Source organism: Collinsella aerofaciens (assembly GCF_039758965.1).
GTDB classification, from domain to species: domain Bacteria; phylum Actinomycetota; class Coriobacteriia; order Coriobacteriales; family Coriobacteriaceae; genus Collinsella; species Collinsella aerofaciens_BR.
Window position 1 is genome coordinate 1 of record NZ_JBDMSL010000011.1, and the last position, 17,658, is coordinate 17,658.

15 protein-coding genes are annotated in these 17,658 nt (G+C 62.1%); 3 read left to right on the forward strand and 12 right to left on the reverse strand.

What is annotated here, in order from left to right:
• Positions 1–94: 94 nt before the first annotated feature.
• The 6 genes from ABHU32_RS04705 to trhA form a co-directional block, all read right to left on the reverse strand.
• The gene (locus ABHU32_RS04705) at positions 95–1,501 is read right to left on the reverse strand and encodes a polysaccharide deacetylase family protein (RefSeq protein WP_346979175.1); all 1,407 of its coding nucleotides are present in this window, start codon (positions 1,499–1,501) and stop codon (positions 95–97) included.
• Positions 1,502–1,573: 72 nt separating this feature from the next.
• Complete coding sequence (locus ABHU32_RS04710) at positions 1,574–2,329, reverse strand: PRC-barrel domain-containing protein (protein ID WP_055252569.1); 756 nt, start codon at positions 2,327–2,329, stop codon at positions 1,574–1,576.
• The gene (locus tag ABHU32_RS04715) at positions 2,329–2,718 is read right to left on the reverse strand and encodes a YtxH domain-containing protein (RefSeq protein ID WP_035136593.1); all 390 of its coding nucleotides are present in this window, start codon (positions 2,716–2,718) and stop codon (positions 2,329–2,331) included. The genes ABHU32_RS04710 and ABHU32_RS04715 overlap by 1 nt, the downstream gene beginning before the upstream one ends.
• A 136-nt stretch (positions 2,719–2,854) precedes the next feature.
• Positions 2,855–3,688: a cyanophycin synthetase family protein gene (locus ABHU32_RS04720; RefSeq protein WP_233504106.1), complete on the reverse strand. Its 834-nt coding sequence runs from the start codon at positions 3,686–3,688 to the stop codon at positions 2,855–2,857.
• Positions 3,689–3,712: 24 nt separating this feature from the next.
• Positions 3,713–5,086 carry a hemolysin family protein gene (locus ABHU32_RS04725; protein ID WP_055285343.1) on the reverse strand — a complete coding sequence of 458 codons (1,374 nt, stop codon included), beginning with the start codon at positions 5,084–5,086 and terminating at the stop codon, positions 3,713–3,715.
• A gap of 113 nt (positions 5,087–5,199) precedes the next feature.
• The gene (trhA, locus tag ABHU32_RS04730) at positions 5,200–5,883 is read right to left on the reverse strand and encodes a PAQR family membrane homeostasis protein TrhA (protein ID WP_346979176.1); all 684 of its coding nucleotides are present in this window, start codon (positions 5,881–5,883) and stop codon (positions 5,200–5,202) included.
• Positions 5,884–6,069: 186 nt separating this feature from the next.
• Here trhA and ABHU32_RS04735 point away from each other — a divergent pair, with 186 nt between their 5' ends.
• Entirely contained in the window at positions 6,070–7,035 is a 966-nt protein-coding gene (locus ABHU32_RS04735; protein WP_006235741.1) for an alpha/beta hydrolase, read from the forward strand.
• Between the two features lie 133 nt (positions 7,036–7,168).
• Here ABHU32_RS04735 and ABHU32_RS04740 read toward each other — a convergent pair whose 3' ends face one another.
• The 6 genes from ABHU32_RS04740 to ABHU32_RS04765 all read right to left on the reverse strand — a co-directional run bounded on the left by ABHU32_RS04740 (position 7,169) and on the right by ABHU32_RS04765 (position 15,525).
• Positions 7,169–8,374: a DUF362 domain-containing protein gene (locus ABHU32_RS04740; protein ID WP_250787356.1), complete on the reverse strand. Its 1,206-nt coding sequence runs from the start codon at positions 8,372–8,374 to the stop codon at positions 7,169–7,171.
• A gap of 109 nt (positions 8,375–8,483) precedes the next feature.
• Positions 8,484–11,150, reverse strand: coding sequence for an ABC transporter permease (locus ABHU32_RS04745; RefSeq protein ID WP_346979177.1), 2,667 nt, complete (start codon positions 11,148–11,150; stop codon positions 8,484–8,486).
• A gap of 8 nt (positions 11,151–11,158) precedes the next feature.
• Positions 11,159–11,872: an ABC transporter ATP-binding protein gene (locus ABHU32_RS04750; protein ID WP_055310722.1), complete on the reverse strand. Its 714-nt coding sequence runs from the start codon at positions 11,870–11,872 to the stop codon at positions 11,159–11,161.
• A 325-nt stretch (positions 11,873–12,197) separates the two neighbouring features.
• A complete protein-coding gene (locus tag ABHU32_RS04755) occupies positions 12,198–13,403 on the reverse strand; it encodes an ABC transporter permease (RefSeq protein ID WP_346979178.1) in 1,206 nt (401 codons plus the stop codon).
• Positions 13,390–14,577, reverse strand: a complete 1,188-nt coding sequence (locus ABHU32_RS04760; RefSeq protein WP_346979180.1) for an ABC transporter permease — start codon at positions 14,575–14,577, stop codon at positions 13,390–13,392. Before ABHU32_RS04760 ends, ABHU32_RS04755 begins: the two co-directional genes overlap by 14 nt.
• A 9-nt stretch (positions 14,578–14,586) precedes the next feature.
• Positions 14,587–15,525, reverse strand: a complete 939-nt coding sequence (locus ABHU32_RS04765; RefSeq protein WP_346979182.1) for an ABC transporter ATP-binding protein — start codon at positions 15,523–15,525, stop codon at positions 14,587–14,589.
• Between the two features lie 265 nt (positions 15,526–15,790).
• On the opposite strand from ABHU32_RS04765, the gene ABHU32_RS04770 reads away from it, so the two are divergent.
• Both ABHU32_RS04770 and ABHU32_RS04775 read left to right on the forward strand, forming a co-directional pair.
• Positions 15,791–16,870, forward strand: coding sequence for a sensor histidine kinase (locus ABHU32_RS04770; protein WP_346979184.1), 1,080 nt, complete (start codon positions 15,791–15,793; stop codon positions 16,868–16,870).
• Complete coding sequence (locus tag ABHU32_RS04775) at positions 16,867–17,496, forward strand: response regulator (RefSeq protein WP_346979186.1); 630 nt, start codon at positions 16,867–16,869, stop codon at positions 17,494–17,496. The genes ABHU32_RS04770 and ABHU32_RS04775 overlap by 4 nt, the downstream gene beginning before the upstream one ends.
• The last annotated feature ends 162 nt before the right edge of the window (positions 17,497–17,658 follow it).

Below are 17,658 nucleotides of genomic sequence, written 5' to 3' on the forward strand. Positions count from 1 at the left end.
CGGCCCGTTCTGGGCGCGCCTCAATCGTAGCCCGAGATGGTCCCAGGCTGACAATTTCGACTGTAATGGACGTTCTTAAACGACCACCCAATGACTACTCTGTGGTGTCGTCGTCCTCGGCAAGCTGGGGGAACACGGCGTCCTTGGGCATGGTGACCTTCGTCAGCGAGGTGAGCTTTTTGCTCAGCGACGTGTCCGTCTTGACCAGGTCGCTGAGCGTCACGATCTTGTAGCCGTCGGCAATGAGGCCGTCGATAATCTGCGGCAGCGCCTCGAGTGTCTGCTCAGCGCATTCGTCTCTATCGGTGAGCAGCACGATATTGCCCGGCGTCACCGAATCGAGCACCGTCGAGACTTGCTCGTCGGCACCGTTGAGCAGCCAGTCGCCCGAGTCGATATTCCACGAGACCACGGCGGAGACCAGGTCCATCGCATCAATCCAGTTTTGCTCGTCAAAGGCAGCGTAGGGAGCACGCAGTAGCATCGTCTTCACGCCGGTCGCCGACTTAATCGCATCGGTGCCTTTCGTGATCTGCTCGCGTACCGCCTCACGGTCCTGATCCTTGAGCGAATCGTCGCTGTAGCTGTTGGATCCGATCTCGCACCCGGCATCGACAATCGCCTTGGCCGTGGCAGGCGAGGCCTCGGCCGCATCGCCCGAAAGGAAAAACGTCGCGGTGACGCCCTTTTCCTTGAGCACCTGCAAGATCTGTTTGGTGGCGCCGCTCGGACCCTCGTCAAACGTCAGCGCCACGTACTTTTTGTTGCCCTTGGGCGCCACGCTGGCGCACGCAACAACGCAATCGGTGGCGGGCACAACCTCGCCGCGGTCTTGCGTCTTGCCCGACTGCTCACCAACCCACACCTCGGAGCGGCCCTGGACACCCCACGCCTGCACATACTCGATAGCGCCCGTGCCTTCGACCTTGAGCTTGGGCTCGATAACCGTAGCCTGAACCTCGTGCTTCTCGTAGATGTTACGGCCATCCTTGACCGTCACCTTCTCGCCGCCCTCAAGTTCGCGGCTATCCCATTTGCCCTGCTTCACGCGCTTGCCGTCGACCTTCACCGACAGCTTTTCGCCCCCATGGCGCTTGAGCACGCTGTCATCGACGGCCAGCAGGTCGCCTGCGTCGTAGGTGTCAGTCAACTCCTGGTCGTCGATGAGGTTTTGTAGCGTAGAGCCGACGCGCACTGCGGTCTTCTGGCCGTTGAGCTCCACGTCCACGCTGCGGTTGACGTAGCCCACGACGGCAGCGATAAACAGCACGAGTGCGCAACCCACGGCGATGAGCGCATAGGGCAGGCGAGACGAACGACGGGGTGTGCGGCTGTTGCCGATGCGAGCGCTGCGGTCGCTAAAGCCGCGGCTATGGTTGAGATACATCGCGCCGGGCTTACGGTGACGCTTGCGCTGACCGCTGGGCAGCTGCCCCAGGTCGCGGCGCGCCGTCGGACGCGCACCCGAACGCCCGTTTAAGTTGGATCCGTTTTGGCGCATATGCCCTCCCCCATAAACACAGCAAGCCGGAGCAACAGGTCTCCGGCTTGCCTCCCATCATTTGGTACGTCGCTATTTTGTAGCTTTTGACGAGCCTCCGCTCGCCTTTTGGTATTCGTCCTTAAAGGCCTTGAACATGCCGCGCGTCTTGCCGAGCTGCTTGCCCAGTGCGCGACTGCCCTTGTCCACGGCAACCGATCCCTTGTCGTCGAGCACCTTGGCGCCCTTTTTGACCTTGTCGCCCACCACGACGCTGGCCTCGGCGGCCTTGGCAGCCGCACCGCCCGAATACCCGAGCGACTTGACCTCGTCCGAGACGACCATCGCGCCGTTCTCATAGCCGCGCAGCATCGTCGGCGGCACCTGCGTGTCACCAACCAAAACACTCGAAGCAGCACCGGCGGTCACATAGAATGCCTGCACGATGCCCGAGCGTGGCTTGAACTCAACGTCCGAGCAATAGCCCACGACGTCGCCCGATTCCGTGCGCACGTCCATACCGACCCAGATGATGCAATCGTCCAGGTTGATGTCGAGGCGCTTGGCAGCGGCGGCATCGTACGTGTCCTTGACGTCATCGACCGCAATGGCGCCCTCGTAGACACCAATGGCGTCGAGCGCTACGAATCGGTCGGGACGCTCGATCATGCCCGCGATATCGGACTGGCGGACCATAAAGCCGACCACGCGCGTACCGCCCGGGGTAAAGACCGGAAAGTGAATCTTTCCGAGCTTTTTAGGGCTGCGCGGCGTGCCGTCCTTTTTGGTGCGCTTGTCCTCGGTAGGCTTGCGATAGATCTTGGCGCCGACAAAATCCCCGGCGCGCATTATGCCTCGGTCGAGGGCTCCGCAGCCTCGGTATCAGCCTCGACGGCGTTTTCGACCACGACGTCGGCGGCAGGCGTCACGTTGCCGCCCGAAATGGCGTCGTTGAGCTGCTCGCGCAGCTGGTCCATGCGCTCGCGGGCCAGGTCGACCTTGGCGCGCAGGTCGTCGGTCTTGGCGTCGACCATCGGGCCAAAGTCATTCACCGCAGCACGGGCCTCCTCGGCGCTGTGCTCGTAGGTGTCGCGCATATTGTCCCAGGCGTCGTTGGCGATATCGGCAGCCATGGCGCGGGTCTCGGCGCCCGAGCGCGGGGCCAGAGCAACGCCGACAATAGCGCCGGCAGCGGCACCAAAAAGTGCGCCGGAGACAAAGCTGAAAGTCTTACCCATGATCATTCCTCTCCTGCGGGCACGTCGGTGCCCACCGTTTGAATGCTGTCCATTATACCCGCAGCGCATCACTTGCCGCTCCGCTCATCTGCGTACGGCAAAGGCGCAGGTATGTGATGGTGATAAACGCCTAGGCCTACTCCTGGGGCATAGCCGGCATGGCCACCGTGGCACCCGGGTCCTCGCCGGCGCCGTCCACGAGCGGCAGACCGCCCTCATGCGCAGGTCCTGCCGGAACCGTCGCCGCACCGCCAAAGACGGCAGCGGAGGCCTCGTGGTTCTCGGCAACCGCACCCTCGGTATCAATCGCCACCTGGGGCTCGTCGTCAAAGTTGGGGACGCCCTGGGGCTCGGTGGGAACAGGCTCGGCGGTCGCATCGGCAACGGGCTCGGCGTCGACCGGCACATCGCCCTCGTCAGCGCCCTCGTCCTCGGCAGCATCTTCGCCGTTCGCAGCGGCGACGGCCTCGTGAGGATCCTTGCCCTCGGCCTCGGCGCGCATGCCCAGCACCAGGTTGCGCAGGCCCGCGACCGTGCCTTCCACGTCAGGGGCAGGCTGGTCGGCGTGCAGATAGGCCCAGTCCATCATAAAGGTGGCCGAAGACAGCGCGCCGATGGCCAGCGCGTCGTCGGGGCACGAAAGCTCAACCTCAAAGACGCGCTCGTCGTGCTCGCTTACGCGCGTGCGGCCGCACGAGATGCTACCGGCAAGACCGGTCTCGTTCATGAGCTCAACCGTCACGTGCTCCAGCAAGTGGCAGAGCTCGGTCTGGCCCATGCAGTCCTGGAACTCGCGACCGGAATCGCCCAGGCACAGGTGCTTGGCAATCGCGGGCACCAGGTAGTACACGCGCGCCGTGGCCTCGATGTCCTCCGAGGTCATGAGCGGCATGCCGGGGTTCACCAGCACATGCGCGCAGATCTTGTCCTCACTGACGGTGACCTTAAGGATGTTGAACAGGCCTGCCATAACTCTCCCCTACTCTTCCTTGTCCTACTCGTCGCCGTCGTGCGGATTCGCGGAACCCGCACCCGACGTCGTCGGCTCGTCTACCGAAGACTCGGAATCCTTCTTATCGGTTTCGGCCGGAGCGATCACGCGAATGAGCGAGATGCGCTGGCCACGCATCGACTGAACTTTAAACTTGTACCCCGCGACCTCAAACACCTCTCCGATGTCGGGCACCGAGTCGCAAAGCTCCAAAATCCAGCCGGCGATGGTCTCATAATCATCGCTTTCCTCGAGCGGCCAACCAAGCTCAATCGCGTCATCGCACGAAAAACGCCCATCAACGAGCCACTCGCGGCGCGAAAGGCGCGTGAGATACTTGTTGTCGGGGTCGAACTCGTCCTCGATCTCGCCGACGATCTCCTCGACGATATCCTCGATGGTGATAATGCCGGCCGTGCCGCCGTACTCGTCCACGACCACCACGATCTGGTCGTGCGAGGTCTGCATCTCGGACAGTAGCGGCAGGATGTCCTTGGTGTCGGGCACAAAGGTGGCGTCGCGCAAAAAGCCGGCGATGGGCTGGTCACCCTTGCCGTCGAGCGCGGGTTGGATCAGGTCCTTGATGTGCGCGATGCCGGCGACGTTGTCGGGGTCCTCGTGATAGACGGGGATGCGGCTGAAGCCGGTCTGGCGCATGGTGGACAGCACGTCGGCGACCGTCTCGTCGTCCTCGCACATGGTGGTGTCCACGCGCGGCACCATGACCTCGCGGGCAACGGTGTCGCCTAGGTCGAAGATCTCGTGGATCATGCGCTTTTCCTCGTCGAGCAGGTCGTCCTGCTCCGAGACCATGTACTTGATCTCTTCTTCCGAGACGTTTTGGCGGTCGTCGGCGCTCTTGATGCGCAGGATGCGGGCCAGGCCATCGGAGCAGGCGCCGGTCAGCCACACGAGCGGACGGGCGATCTTTTGGAAAAACGACAACGGTCCCACGACCTGCTTGGACACGCCCTCGGCATTGGCCAGGCCGATGCGCTTGGGGACGAGCTCGCCGATCACGATGGACACGAAGGCGACCGCGACGGTGATGATGACCGGCGCCAGGCCGCGCGCGATGGCGGAGAGCGGCGCGATGCCAAAGCTCATGAGCCACGTGGCGAGCGGGTCGGACAGACTCGTCGAGGCGACGGCGGACGAGGCGAAGCCCACGAGCGTAATGGCAACCTGGATGGTAGCGAGCAGCTGGTCGGAGTCGGCAGCCAGCTTAATGGCACGCTCGGCGCGCTTGTCGCCCTCCTCGGCCTCGTGCTCCAACACGGCGCGCTTGGCCGTGGTGAGCGCCATCTCGGACATAGAGAAGTAGCCGTTGATGAGGGTCAAAACGAGGGTGGTGATAAGGGAGATGGTTATGTCCATCGGGAGTTTCTCGAACCTCCAAGATTCGGGACGTCAGGTCAAAACGTTGATGGCGGATAGGGCAGTTGCACCCGGCGGGCGCCCGGACGGGCCCGCGGGCGCAGGCGCGATCGCTAGATTACGAAGAGGATCACCGCCATGAACTGGAAGATGCTGCCGGCGAGCACCCACAGGTGAAACACGCTGTGCAGATAGCGCACGTTTTTGGCGATATAGAACGGCACGCCCGCGGTGTAGCACACGCCGCCAACGGCGAGCAGGGCAAGTGCCACGGGGTTGAGCAGAGACACGAGCTCGGGCAGCTTAAAGACAACGAGCCAGCCCATCAGCAGGTAGACCAGGCCGCTTACCCAGTGCGGTTGACGCTCGCGCATAAAGCACTCGAGAGCGATGCCGATAATGGCGATGACCCATACGGCAAAGAACAGCACAGCGCCGCCGTCGTTTGCGAGCGTGATGAGGCAAAACGGCGTATAGCTGCCGGCTATGAGCAGGTAGATGCAGCTGTGGTCGATGATGCGAAACACGCGCTTGGCGCGCGCGGGCTGAATCGCGTGGTAGAGCGTGGAGGCTAGGTATTCGAGGATAATGCTGACGCCATAGACAATCGCCGCGGCCATATGGGCCGGGCCTCCGCCGCGCAGGGCGGCGAATACGATCAGGAGCACCAGGCCCGCGATACCCAGCAGGCAGCCGACACCATGGGTGACGGAGTTCATGATCTCCTCGCCCACTGTGTAGTGTGGAACGACCGCGGTCTTGGGTCGCGGCTTAGAACTGTCGCTCGAATCGGACATGCCGGTTACATCCTCCAACGTAAAGAGTTCTCAACACTATATCAAAGCGTCTAGGTACGTGCGAAATTTGCACCATACGTGACCCTTTGTTTACCCATTCTTTGCCTGTTGACGCATCAACGGCGAACGTCCATAATGCGCTTGCATTAAATGTTGATGTATTAACATCTTATAGGAGAATACCGCATGGCTCAAAACGCACGTTCCCATCGAAAGCTCAAGATAGCCGGCATCGTTGCACTGGTGGTTGTCGTTGCGCTGCTCGGATTTGCCGGCAACTTTCTGTTTGACTTCGCGCTGAATCCCCGCGCGCCATACACCATGAAGATGATGCAGGATAGCAAGAACGACAAAGAAGGTGAGCAGCCGGATGCCGAGGATACCGAGGCGCGGGCATGGTTTAAAGAGAACCGCAAGAGCAGCAACCTCACCGCGGACGACGGGACCGAGCTTGCCGCCTGGTATTTTGCTGCGTCGGAGAGCACGCACGACTACGCCGTCTGCCTGCATGGATATACCAACGAGCCCATCGGTATGGCCCGATACGCCAAACGCTTCCACGACCGTGGCATGAACGTACTCGCACCCGCCGCCCGCGCCCACGAGCGCTCCGGCGGCGACTATATCGGCATGGGCTGGCCCGAGCGCCTCGACATCGTCGCATGGATCGAGCGAATCGTTCAGGCTGACCCCAAGGCGCGCATCCTGGTCTTTGGCGAATCCATGGGCGCGGCGACCGCCATGAACGTCGCGGGGGAACCTCTGCCCGCAAACGTGAAATGCATTATCGAGGACTGCGGTTATACGAGTGTTTGGGACGAGTTTTCTCTGCAGCTCAAGGACGTGTTCGGCCTGCCCAGCTTTCCCTTGCTCGATGTAGCAAACTTGGTGTGCAACGTGCGCGCGGGCTACGACTTTCATAAGGCGAGCAGCGTGGAACAGCTCAAGCGTGCGACGGTTCCCATGCTGTTTATCCACGGTGACCAAGACACCTTTGTGCCGTACAGCATGCTCGACCAAAACTACGACGCGTGCGCCAGCAAGGTCAAGCAAAAGCTCACCGTCCATGGCGCCACCCACGCCAAGAGCGCGCAGGTCGACCCCGAACTCTACTGGAACACGGTCGACGACTTCCTCGACGAGTATTTTTAGGCAAATAGTACGGTTTACTGGCCTATCTGACCCCCTAGCACTTCCGAAAAGCCGCCCGTGGGCACTGTGCTCACGGGCGGCTTTTGCTAACAGTTGTGCTACAAAGGCGCTTGTTTTGTCTAATAGCTAGGTGCTACTTGACCTCGATGAGCTCATACTCGCTCGTGCCCAGGCCGATCTTCTCGGCATGCGCGATGCACACGCGCCAGTCGGTGTCGGGATGCGTGATGCAGAAGGGATCCTTAGCCTGCTCGCCCTCCAGATGCTCGTGGTTATGCTCCATCTTGGCCGCGCTATCGGTGAGCTCGGTGTTGGGCAGCGGCTCAGACGCCATGACGGCGTCGGCGCAGGCCTGGTCGATGGCGACCGGGTCGAAGCTCGCGAACATGCCGATGTCGTTGACGATAGGCGTATCGTTTTCGGGATGGCAGTCGCAGTTGGGACTGATGTCCATGGCAAGCGAGATGTGGAAGCTCGGGCGGCCGTCGACGACGGCCTTGGTGTACTCGGCGATCTTGCAGTTGAGCACGTCGGCTGCGGCCTCATAACCGGGCTTGATGCAGTCCTGGTTGCATGCCGCAATGCAGCGTCCGCAGCCCACGCAGCGATCGTGGTCGATGGCAGCCACGTGCACCGTGCGAGTAGCGCCGCTGGCAAGCTCGCGCTCGCGGGTGCCGTCGAACGAGATAGCGTTGTGCGCGCAGATCTTTTCGCAGGCATGGCAGCCAACGCAGTGCTCGGTCGCGACGTTCGGCTTGCCGGCGGCATGCTGCTCCATCTTGCCGGCACGGCTGCCGCCTCCCATGCCCAGGTTCTTCATGGCGCCGCCAAAACCGGCCTGCTCATGGCCCTTAAAGTGGGTGAGGCTGATCACGATATCGGCATCCATGAGCGCCTGACCGATCTTGGCCTCGTGCACGTACTCGCCGCCCTCGACCGGGACGAGCGCCTCGTCGGTGCCCTTAAGGCCGTCGGCGATGATGATCTGGCAGCCCGTGGCATACGGGGTAAAGCCGTTCTGGTAGGCGGTATCGATGTGCTCGAGCGCGTTTTTGCGGCTACCGACATAGAGCGTGTTGCAGTCGGTGAGGAAGGGCTTGCCGCCCAGCTCCTTGACGACATCCGCGACGGCGCGGGCGTAGTTGGGGCGCAAAAAGCTCAGGTTGCCCAGCTCGCCAAAGTGAATCTTGATAGCAACGAACTTGTTCTCAAAGTCGATCTGCTCAATTCCGGCGTGACGGATGAGGCGCTTGAGCTTGTCGAGCTGGCTCTCGCGAGCATGCGTACGCAGGTTGGTGAAGTACACCTTGGCGGGTGCTGCGGGTGCAGTTGCGGTCATAGATATATCCCCTCGGTCTATATGGCGTTACAGACATAGAGGATGGTACCAGTTAAAGCAGAGTTAAAGTCAAGTACGGCACCTAGTCATTGGGGACGTTCTTAAATGACTACTCTTGGACTTTGAGTGCTTCGGCCAGGCCCACACGTTTGATGGAACGCATGTGCAGCAACGCCACGACCAGGTAGGTCGCAAAGCCGATTCCTGCGCACGCCGCCATGGACCAAGCGGGCACGTAGATCTCGATATTGCCGTTGTAGGCGAGCAACATCGAGCGGAAGATGGCCGTGAACGAGCCAATAATGACCGGCAGGCTCAGCACGAGCGACGCCACCACGCACAGCGTGATCGAGCGGATGTACAGATGCGAGATCTCGCCATCGCGATAGCCAAAGACCTTCATGTAGCTAATCGAACGGGCGCTGTGGTCGATCACAGCCTTGGTCAGCAGGTACATAAACAGCAGGAAGATAAACACCGCGAGCCCGACCATCATGCCGATCATTTTGCTCATCATGCCGATGAACTGGTCGCCCACGGCGCGCATGTCGTCGGGCGTGGTGTCGCCGGCAAAGTAGCGCGCGTCGAGGTCGAGCTTCTCGTCGCTCACATAGCCGTTGAAGTAGGCCGCATCGTTGCCAAAGAGCTCGTTAAAGTCATCGATACTCATATAGATATTCATGTCCGACTTGGAGCCCCAGGCACAGTCCTTGCCCACGTACTCAAAGGAATAATTCTCGCCCTCATACTTGTCGCCGAGCGTGACCTTCTGACCCTCGCTCCAGCCAAACTTGTCGAGCAAGCCACCGCCAAAGACGACGCGTCCGTCGCCGACGTCCAGCCCTTTCCAATAGCACGAATCGGTTGAAATGCCGTAGACGGAAATCGTCTCCTCGCCATTCCCATCGCCTCGGTCGTATTGCAACTGGTAAACGGCATATTTCTCGGCCTGCGCGATTGCGCCCGCGCCGTTGTCAATCGTGTTGACCGGGTGAATGTCGTCGTTGTCGGTGTCGATCTTAGAGGCCTTGTCAATCAGGTCGATAGCCTCGTCGCGGTTGCAGCCGAGGATATCGGCAAGGTCATCGAGGCGCGCATAAAGCGCATCCTTCTTGTCCTGGACCTTGGTAAGCGCATCCTGCGCCGCAGTCAGGCTCTCGGCAGACGGAGATGCGGTCGCGGCATCGGCTGCCGTCTGCGCCGCATCGGCCGCGTCGTCAAGCTCGTCATCGGCATCTTGGGCGGCGGAAAGCAGCGCGCCGTCAACCGACTGCAAGCGCTCGAGTGCTGACCACTGCTCGCGCTCCTCGGCAGTGCCCTCGAGCTCCAGCGGCGCCTTGAGCGTGTACTGGTGCTCGGCGACCAGGCTTGTCTCGAGGTTGTCCGCGTAGTGCGTCATCGTGGGCAGAATCGCCAGGCCAAAGAGCAGCAGCAGCGAGGCAAACGCAATGCCCACAAAGAGCGTGGCAAAGTTGCCCAGGTTGCGCAGAAAGATACGCAGGCGGAAGCGGGAAACAAAACCCATGCGCTCCGGCAGTTGCATACCGCGCTTGGTGCCCGATTTGCCGCTCGCCTCGTGACGAAGGAACTGCAACGGCGTCTTGCCCATTTTGCGAAACAGGCCCACCAGCGTGATGAGGATGAGCGCGGCGGCGGGAACCACGGCGCACTTCACAAAGATCTCCCAGCTCCAGTACACCTGGAAGGGCGGCAGGCTGTACGAACCGTAATAGAGGCTGCGCATGGGCTCGGTAAAGAACACAACGCCGAGCGCAGTGCCCAAAAGCGCCGCGACCACGCCCACGATGGCGGGAAGTGCCAGGTAGTGCAGCACGATCTCGCGACGGCGATAACCGCTGGCGAGCAGCGTGCCGATGATGGCGCTCTCCTCCTCGATGGTGGCGTCGGTAAGGACCACAAAGACGAACGCCATGATCACGATGATGATGTCGAGCAGCGTCATCCACATCATGGAGTCGCCGTCCACGTCATCGCGCGCATAGCCAATGCCCTGATTGGAATCGGCGTCGGTCAGATCGTCCACGCGCGCATCGGCGTCGGTCAGTGCCTCGACCATATCTTGCTCGGCGTCGATGCGGTCCGCGGTGGGGAGGTCGCGATCGGTAAAGGTGAAGGAGTAGGTGTAGGCGGGTGCGCCGCCGGCATCTTCGAGCGCGGCAAAGCCGCCATCGGTGACCTCGGCCACGCCGTACGTGATGGTGTTCACCGTAAAGTCCGAATTGTTGAGGAACAGCGCCTGACTATCGGGCTGGGTCATGATGCCGCAAATGGTGTAGGTGCGACCCTCGAGCTCGACTTTATCGCCCACGGACAGGTTGTTATTGGTGGCAAAGACACGGTCGATGGCCACCTCGTCATCCGCCTTGGGTTCCTTGCCCTCACAGTAGGACGCAATGTCCACCTTAGCGCGGTGCGCATAGGTGCGCAGCGTGCGCTTGGTGCCGTCGTCGCCGGCGGTCTTTTTGATGATGGCGTCGATGGAGAAATTCTTGTAGAGCGTGACGCCGCCGACGTCGCCGGCTGCATCCTCGGCGGCCTTGAGTTGATCGTCGGTAGCCTCGAAGGAGGTGGTCACGCGGCCGTCCTCAATCGCGTACGCATCGCGCATGTCATCGATAAGGCAGCCGATGGAATGCGCTGCGAGCAAAAATCCCGAGGTGAGAGCGATGCTTCCGCACATAAGCAAAAAGATGCCCAGGTACTTGCCGATATTGCGGCGCAGCTCGCGCGGGAGACGTTTTGCGAGAGGTGCCATGGCGCCGCCTACCAATCGAGCTCGGCGGCCGCAACGGGCGACTCGTTGAGCTCATCCTCGACGATGTGCCCGTCGCGCAGGCGCAGCACGCGATTGGCCATGTGCGCGATGGCGGCATTGTGGGTGACAATGATGATGGTGCAGCCGTAGGTGCGGTTGACATCCTCCATGAGCTGCAGGATTTCCTTGGACGTCTTGTAGTCAAGCGCGCCGGTGGGCTCGTCGCACAGCAGCAGGCCCGGGTTTTTGACGAGCGCACGGCCGATGGCACAGCGCTGCTGCTGGCCGCCCGAGACCTGGCGCGGGAACTTGTTGCGGTGCTCGTAGAGGCCCAGCGAACGCAGCAGGTCGTCGACATTGAGCGGGTTTTTGGACAGGTGCGCCGTGACCTCGATGTTCTCCTTGATGGTGAGATCGGGCACCAGGTTGTAGAACTGGAAGACAAAACCCAGCTCACGGCGGCGATACTCGCCCAGGTCGGTAGGCTTGAGCACCGTGAGGTCGCAGCCGTCCACCATGATGGAGCCGCCGTCGGCATCCTCCAGGCCGCCGATCAGGTTAAGAAACGTCGACTTGCCCGAACCCGAAGGCCCCAGCATGACGCAGATCTCTCCGCGGTTGATGGACGTGTCGATGCCGTCGAGCACCGTCAGGCGTGCATCTCCATCGCCGTAGTGCTTTTTGAGATCCTTAACCTGGACGTAGGCCTCCCGCGTTGCCATGATATCCCCCATTGTTAGCCTTGTACTACTTTATGAACATAATAGTAAACCTTGGCGAACTATTTTTGGTCGAGGCCTGGATTTTATTTCAGACTAGTCATTGGGGACGTTCTTAAATGACTAGCTGTTGGGGACACTCTTTCGCCACCCGGCAGTTAGGGACGTTCCCTTTCTGCCGGCAGCTGAGGACAGTCCTTGGCAACCCGGCCGGCAAGCCGGCGGTTCGGCAAAGACTGTCCCCAATGACTAGTCGTTTAAGTCTGTCCCCAATGACCACTCTTGGTCGTTTAAGTCTGTCCCCAATGAGTACCCGATGACTAGGTGACTAGGCGCGGGATTTGGTGCGTGAGAGGGCCAGGCCTACGGCGGCGATGGCCGCGGCAAAGAGCACGGTGACGCCCAGGTCGCAGGCGATGTCGCCCAACATGGCAGACGTCAGGTCCGACGCGAGCGCCTTGCCGATCGCGTCGTTCACCCAATATGTCGGCACAAAGTGCGCCACGGCCTGCACGGCCGAACCCATGAGCGACAGCGGCATCCAGGCGCCGCCCAAAAACGTCATGAGCATGCCGAGTAAGTTGCCCACGCCGTTGAGCAGCTCCTCGCGCGCGCCCAAGCTCGACAGCGTAAAGCCAACGGCCAGCGGCGTGCACGCCAAGGCAAACGTTGCCGCCAGCGCAAGGCACACGCGGCCCACGCCGACCTCGGCAACCGCGCTGGCAAAGCCCACGATGCCCATCATGCTCGACACGAGCCAGATGCAGACGGTGAGCACCGCGGCAGCCGCGAACACGGCAAGTGAACGCTGGCGCTCGGAGACCGGGCCGGCCTCCATGCGGCGCACGCGCTCGGGCTCGTTCATGCCCGAGAACACCAATCCCACCGATACGATGACCGACGAGATAATCGCGTACGCGCCAAAGTTGAAGTACGACTCGAGCGTGGCAGCAGCAGTCGAGTCGACCTTGACCTGCTCGATCTGGACCTCCGCGCGCTTTGCAGCGGCATGCTCGGCGGCCTTGGCGACGCTGCCGTTAGAAGCGGCGGGCTCAAGCGCCGCCGCAGCGCCCGCGAGCGAGATCCAACGCAAGGCTTCGGCAGACGAAAGCGCCGCCGCCATGGTGCCGGCACCGTAGGTCACATCGAGCTTGGGCAGGGACTCCCCCACGCGGGCGGCTGCAACGAGGTCGTCCTCAAACCCCTCCGGGATAAAGAACACGCAGTCGGCGCTGCCCTTGGCGCTGTTGCTCTTGGAGAGCGCGTCCGCAAGGTCGTACGTGTCGTCGCCGATACCCGTGACCAGGTCAAACCGCGAACCTAGATGCTTGGTAAGCGCACGCGAAAGGTCGCTGTCGTCGCGGTCGACCACGATCACGTTGGCATCGTAGGGCTTGTACTCGGTGAGCTGCGACGAGTTCCAGCTCACCGATGCCGCGATAAATACGCCCATGAGCGAGATGAACACCGTATAGATGATCAGGTAGAACGGGTGCGCCAGCGCCATGCGAAGCGCGGTCTTAAAGGTGCTCATAGCGGCTCCTTCCAAAGATCAGCGTAGCGGCGGCAACGAACAGCAGCGCCATAAGGACCAGCGCGCCCGCACGGATGACAAAGGGACCCAGGTCCTCAAAGAAATACAGGCGGTTGAACATGTCGCAGATAAGCTTGACGGGGTTGAGCCAGCACTCGGCCGGACAGGCGCGGGCGACGTCGTCGGCAAGCGCCATCGCCGGCTCGCCGTAGAGGCCGGCGAACAAGGCGCACGTGGTAGCAAAGCCCGTGAGGATGCCGGACTTGGACGCCTTGCCGCCCTTAACGGGAAGCGTGCCCACAAAGAGCCCCAGGCCCGTGGCGGCAAGCGCGGAAGCGGCACCGCCCACCAGACACAGCCCCTCGCGCCCGCCAAAGTCGACGCTCACGACCAGGCGCACGTAGCCGATCGCGATCGTCATCGAGGCAAAGGAGACCAGCCACGAGCCGACAAAGATGCCGGCCAGCGACGCTGTCTTGGAAAGACCGCCCACGCAGCGACGTGCACCAAGGCCGGACAGATTGGGCTGCAGGTCGACGACGCTCAAGGCGGCAAACTCGGCAGACATCATCGCGACCAGGCCAAAGAGCGCGTAGTAGTAGATGACCGTGCCGTCGGGCGTGGTGCGTGTCAGGCTTACGCGGCGGGTGCCGCCCTCGAGCGACAGGGCGCGCGCAACCGCCTCCGGGTCGGCGAGCGCCGCCGGATTGTCCTGGGCAATCTGGCGCATGAGCTCGGCATTTTGCGTATACGAGCTTGCCACCGTCTCCAAAATGCTGCGATCGGTGAGCACCGACGATGCGCGCGAGCTGTCGTAGCTCGATAGCAGTGTGAGCTTGGGTACGCCCGCGTCGTCGACCGTATAGATGCCCGCAACCTCGCCGGCCTTAAGCGCACGGTTCGCATCGGCTGCGTCGTCGAGCTCGTAGATCTCGAGCAGCTGATCGTCGCCTTCCTTGGCAAGCGAAGCCGCCGCATCCTTAAAGGTCGAGGCGTCCCAGGCCTCATCCGCTACGACGGCCACTGGCACCGGGTCGATCTTGCCGTCGGAGCTGAGGTTCGCAAACATAAACATAAACATCGTGGAAAGCGCGATGGGAAAGAGAGCGCCCCAAACCCACGTGCTCGGCCGGCGCAGCAGCGTCTTGACCGTAATGATAATGGTGTTGAACATGGCCGCCCCCTAGTCGCGCAGCTCGCGGCCGGTGATCTCAAGGAACACGTCGTTGAGGGTCGGTGGCTCGCTCCACACGCGGCCGAGCGCAACGTCGGCAGCGCGCAGCGTGTCAAGGATGTCGACCAGGTTATGCGGGCTCGCCTCGCAGGCGCAGACGAGCTCGCCGCCGGACAGCTCAACCGAAAGCACGTGCTCAAGGGCGCGCAGCCGCTCGACCGTGGCGGCCTCGACGGCGCCGACCTCGACGGTCACGCGCTCGCCCATCTGAATCATGCGCTTGAGCTCGTCGTTGGTGCCCTGCGCCAGCACGCGGCCACCGTCCATGATCATGATGCGGCTGCAGATTTGCTCGACTTCCTCCATGTAATGGCTGGTATACACCACCGTGGCGCCTTCGTCGCGCAGGCGGCAGATGCCCTCCAGGATGGCGTTGCGGCTCTGCGGGTCGACCGCCACCGTGGGCTCGTCAAAAAAGATGAGCTCGGGTTTGTGCGCGATGCCGCAGGCAATGTTGAGGCGACGTGCTAGGCCGCCCGAAAGCTTACCGGGGCGAAACTTGGTAAAGTCGCCCAGCCCGACAAAGTCGATGGCCTCGTCGACCAGTGCGCGGCGACGCTTTCGATCGTTGACGTAAAGGCTGCAGAAATAGTCGATGTTCTCGCGCACGGTGAGCTCGTCGAATACCGCCACCTGCTGCGGCACCACGCCGATGCGGCGCTTGAGGTCGTAGCGGGCGGGCGTCATGGGCTCGCCGAACAGCTCGATGGTGCCTTTGTCGTAGGCGAGCAGCTGCAGAATACAGTTGATGGACGTGGTCTTGCCCGAGCCGTTGGGGCCCAGCAGGCCAAAGATCTCGCCGGGGGCGATGCTCAGGTTAAAGTGGTCGAGCGCAATAAGGTCGTCATAGCGCTTGACGAGGTTTTCGACGTGGACGATGTCTGTCATGAGGCGGCCCTTCTGTTGATTGCGGCCCGGTACGATTGCATCATCGCAGGAGCCGCCGGCCCGCGCCAGTGAGCTTTGTCACGAGTGCGGGGGTCTTGGTCGTGCGGCCTGCCGACGCTCCCGCTTTGCCGCGCGGGAGGAATGTCACGGTTGCGCAGGCGGTCCCTCCACCACGCGCAGCTTCGCGTACAATACCCGTATGAACAGGCTTTTCGACAAATCGATCGTGCTGGCGTGCTGCATTGCGGCCGCAATGGGTCTTGCCGTGGACACTCGCTTGGTCACGGCGTTTTGCCTTGGAGTTATCGCCACCTCGCTGGCCGAGATCGCACAGGGAGAACGCACACACCGCACAAGCAAGGCCGCGAGCTACGCTTACATCATCGCGGCCGTCTTCGTGCCGCCGTTTGTGCCGTTTGCGCCCCTCGCCCTCTATGACATCGCGCGACGCGTGCGCCGCGAACACGCCTGGGTCGCGCTGGGCATTGGTTCCGTCTTTGCCTTTGCGCTCGTCGCGGACCTTCGCACCGACGCGCTCACCTCCCGAACGCTCCTGCTGACCGCCATCCTTTCGGTTGCCGCCACCTTGTTATCGCTACGTACCGCCCAGTTGGAGCGCGAGCAGCAGCGCATGCACCGTATCCGCGACGAGCTGCAGGAACGAGCCCTCGTGCTCGAAGCGCGCAACCGCGATCTTGCCGACCGCCAGGACTACGAAGTCGAGCTCGCGACGCTCGCCGAACGCGCCCGCATCGCGCGCGAGATCCACGATAACGTCGGGCACCAACTGACGCGCGCCTCACTGCAGACCGAAGCCCTGCGCGTGGTCCACGCCGACGAGCCCGGCGTCGCCGCCGATTTCGCCGACGTCAAACGCACGGTTGACGAGGCACTCCAGCTTGTGCGCACCAGCGTCCACGCGCTCAACGACAACGCCGTCGACCTTTCCGTGCAGCTCGAACGCATTGTTGAAGGCGCGCGCTCGGACGGCGGCCCGCAGATTGAGCTTGAAGTTTTGGCCGAGCATGCGCCCGCAAATGTCGCCAACTGCTTTGCGGCGGTCCTGCGCGAGGCGCTTTCCAACGCCATGCGCCACGCCCATGCCAAAACCATTGCCGTGCGGTGCATGGAGCATCCGTCGTTTTACCAGCTCATCGTTACCGATGATGGCACGGACGCGACCCCGGCGAGCAGCAGCAACGTCGCAGAAGGCATGGGGCTCGCCTCCATGTGCGAGCGCGTCGAGGCGCTTGGCGGCACCTTCACCGCCGGTCCGCGCGCCGGCACCGGCGGCTGGCGTGTGTTTGCCACCGTTCCCAAACAGCAAGGAGATGAGGGCCGATGAGGCTCATCGTTGTCGACGACGACCGCTTGGTGGTCGATTCGCTCAAGATTATCCTGGGCGCCCAGCCGCAAATCGAGGTAGTGGGCACCGGCGCCAATGGCGACGACGCGGTCGCGCTCTACGGCGAGCGCGCGCCCGACATCACGCTGCTCGACATCCAGATGCCGGGGCGCGACGGGCTTTCGGCAGCACGCGAAATCCTTGAGCACGACCCTACGGCACGCGTGGTGTTTCTGACGACATTCTCGGATGACGAGTACATTGTGTCGGCGCTCAAACTGGGCGCCCGCGGCTACCTGATCAAGACCGATGTCGCCGCCATTCCTCCTGCGTTGGCGCAAGTCATGGACGGCAAACGCGTGCTCGAGGGTAAGGCGATCGAGGATATCGATTTTGACGGAACGGGCGTCGAGGCGGGCACGCTCCGCCGGCCCGCGGCCTTTGTCAGCCTGACCGACCGCGAGTTCGAAGTCGCCGAGCTCATCGCCCGCGGCCTCGACAACAAGGAGATTGCCGCCACCGCTTATATGGGCGAAGGCACCGTGCGCAACCACATCAGCTCGATCCTTGCCAAAATGGGTCTGCGCAACCGCACCCAAATCGCTATTGCCTACCTGCGAGGGTAATTACCCAACGGTCGACCGCCCCGGCATAGCAAAATGGCCGCTACCGATTTAATGCCATTTCAAAACTTTGCCGGATTACGGAGCTAAAGTCGAGGCCCCCATCCATACCTTCATTTTTTGAAAAACAGCGGGCTATCTACCTGCAGTTTTGTTTTTGCAATT

Excerpts from the sequence above, each read along its gene's own strand:
- ABHU32_RS04705 (WP_346979175.1), bottom strand. The coding sequence starts at position 1,501 with ATGCGCCAAAACGGATCCAACTTAAACGGGCGTTCGGGTGCGCGTCCG.
- ABHU32_RS04710 (WP_055252569.1), bottom strand. The coding sequence starts at position 2,329 with ATGCGCGCCGGGGATTTTGTCGGCGCCAAGATCTATCGCAAGCCTACC.
- ABHU32_RS04715 (WP_035136593.1), bottom strand. The coding sequence starts at position 2,718 with ATGGGTAAGACTTTCAGCTTTGTCTCCGGCGCACTTTTTGGTGCCGCT.
- ABHU32_RS04720 (WP_233504106.1), bottom strand. The coding sequence starts at position 3,688 with ATGGCAGGCCTGTTCAACATCCTTAAGGTCACCGTCAGTGAGGACAAG.
- ABHU32_RS04725 (WP_055285343.1), bottom strand. The coding sequence starts at position 5,086 with ATGGACATAACCATCTCCCTTATCACCACCCTCGTTTTGACCCTCATC.
- trhA (WP_346979176.1), bottom strand. The coding sequence starts at position 5,883 with ATGTCCGATTCGAGCGACAGTTCTAAGCCGCGACCCAAGACCGCGGTC.
- ABHU32_RS04735 (WP_006235741.1), top strand. The coding sequence starts at position 6,070 with ATGGCTCAAAACGCACGTTCCCATCGAAAGCTCAAGATAGCCGGCATC.
- ABHU32_RS04740 (WP_250787356.1), bottom strand. The coding sequence starts at position 8,374 with ATGACCGCAACTGCACCCGCAGCACCCGCCAAGGTGTACTTCACCAAC.
- ABHU32_RS04745 (WP_346979177.1), bottom strand. The coding sequence starts at position 11,150 with ATGGCACCTCTCGCAAAACGTCTCCCGCGCGAGCTGCGCCGCAATATC.
- ABHU32_RS04750 (WP_055310722.1), bottom strand. The coding sequence starts at position 11,872 with ATGGCAACGCGGGAGGCCTACGTCCAGGTTAAGGATCTCAAAAAGCAC.
- ABHU32_RS04755 (WP_346979178.1), bottom strand. The coding sequence starts at position 13,403 with ATGAGCACCTTTAAGACCGCGCTTCGCATGGCGCTGGCGCACCCGTTC.
- ABHU32_RS04760 (WP_346979180.1), bottom strand. The coding sequence starts at position 14,577 with ATGTTCAACACCATTATCATTACGGTCAAGACGCTGCTGCGCCGGCCG.
- ABHU32_RS04765 (WP_346979182.1), bottom strand. The coding sequence starts at position 15,525 with ATGACAGACATCGTCCACGTCGAAAACCTCGTCAAGCGCTATGACGAC.
- ABHU32_RS04775 (WP_346979186.1), top strand. The coding sequence starts at position 16,867 with ATGAGGCTCATCGTTGTCGACGACGACCGCTTGGTGGTCGATTCGCTC.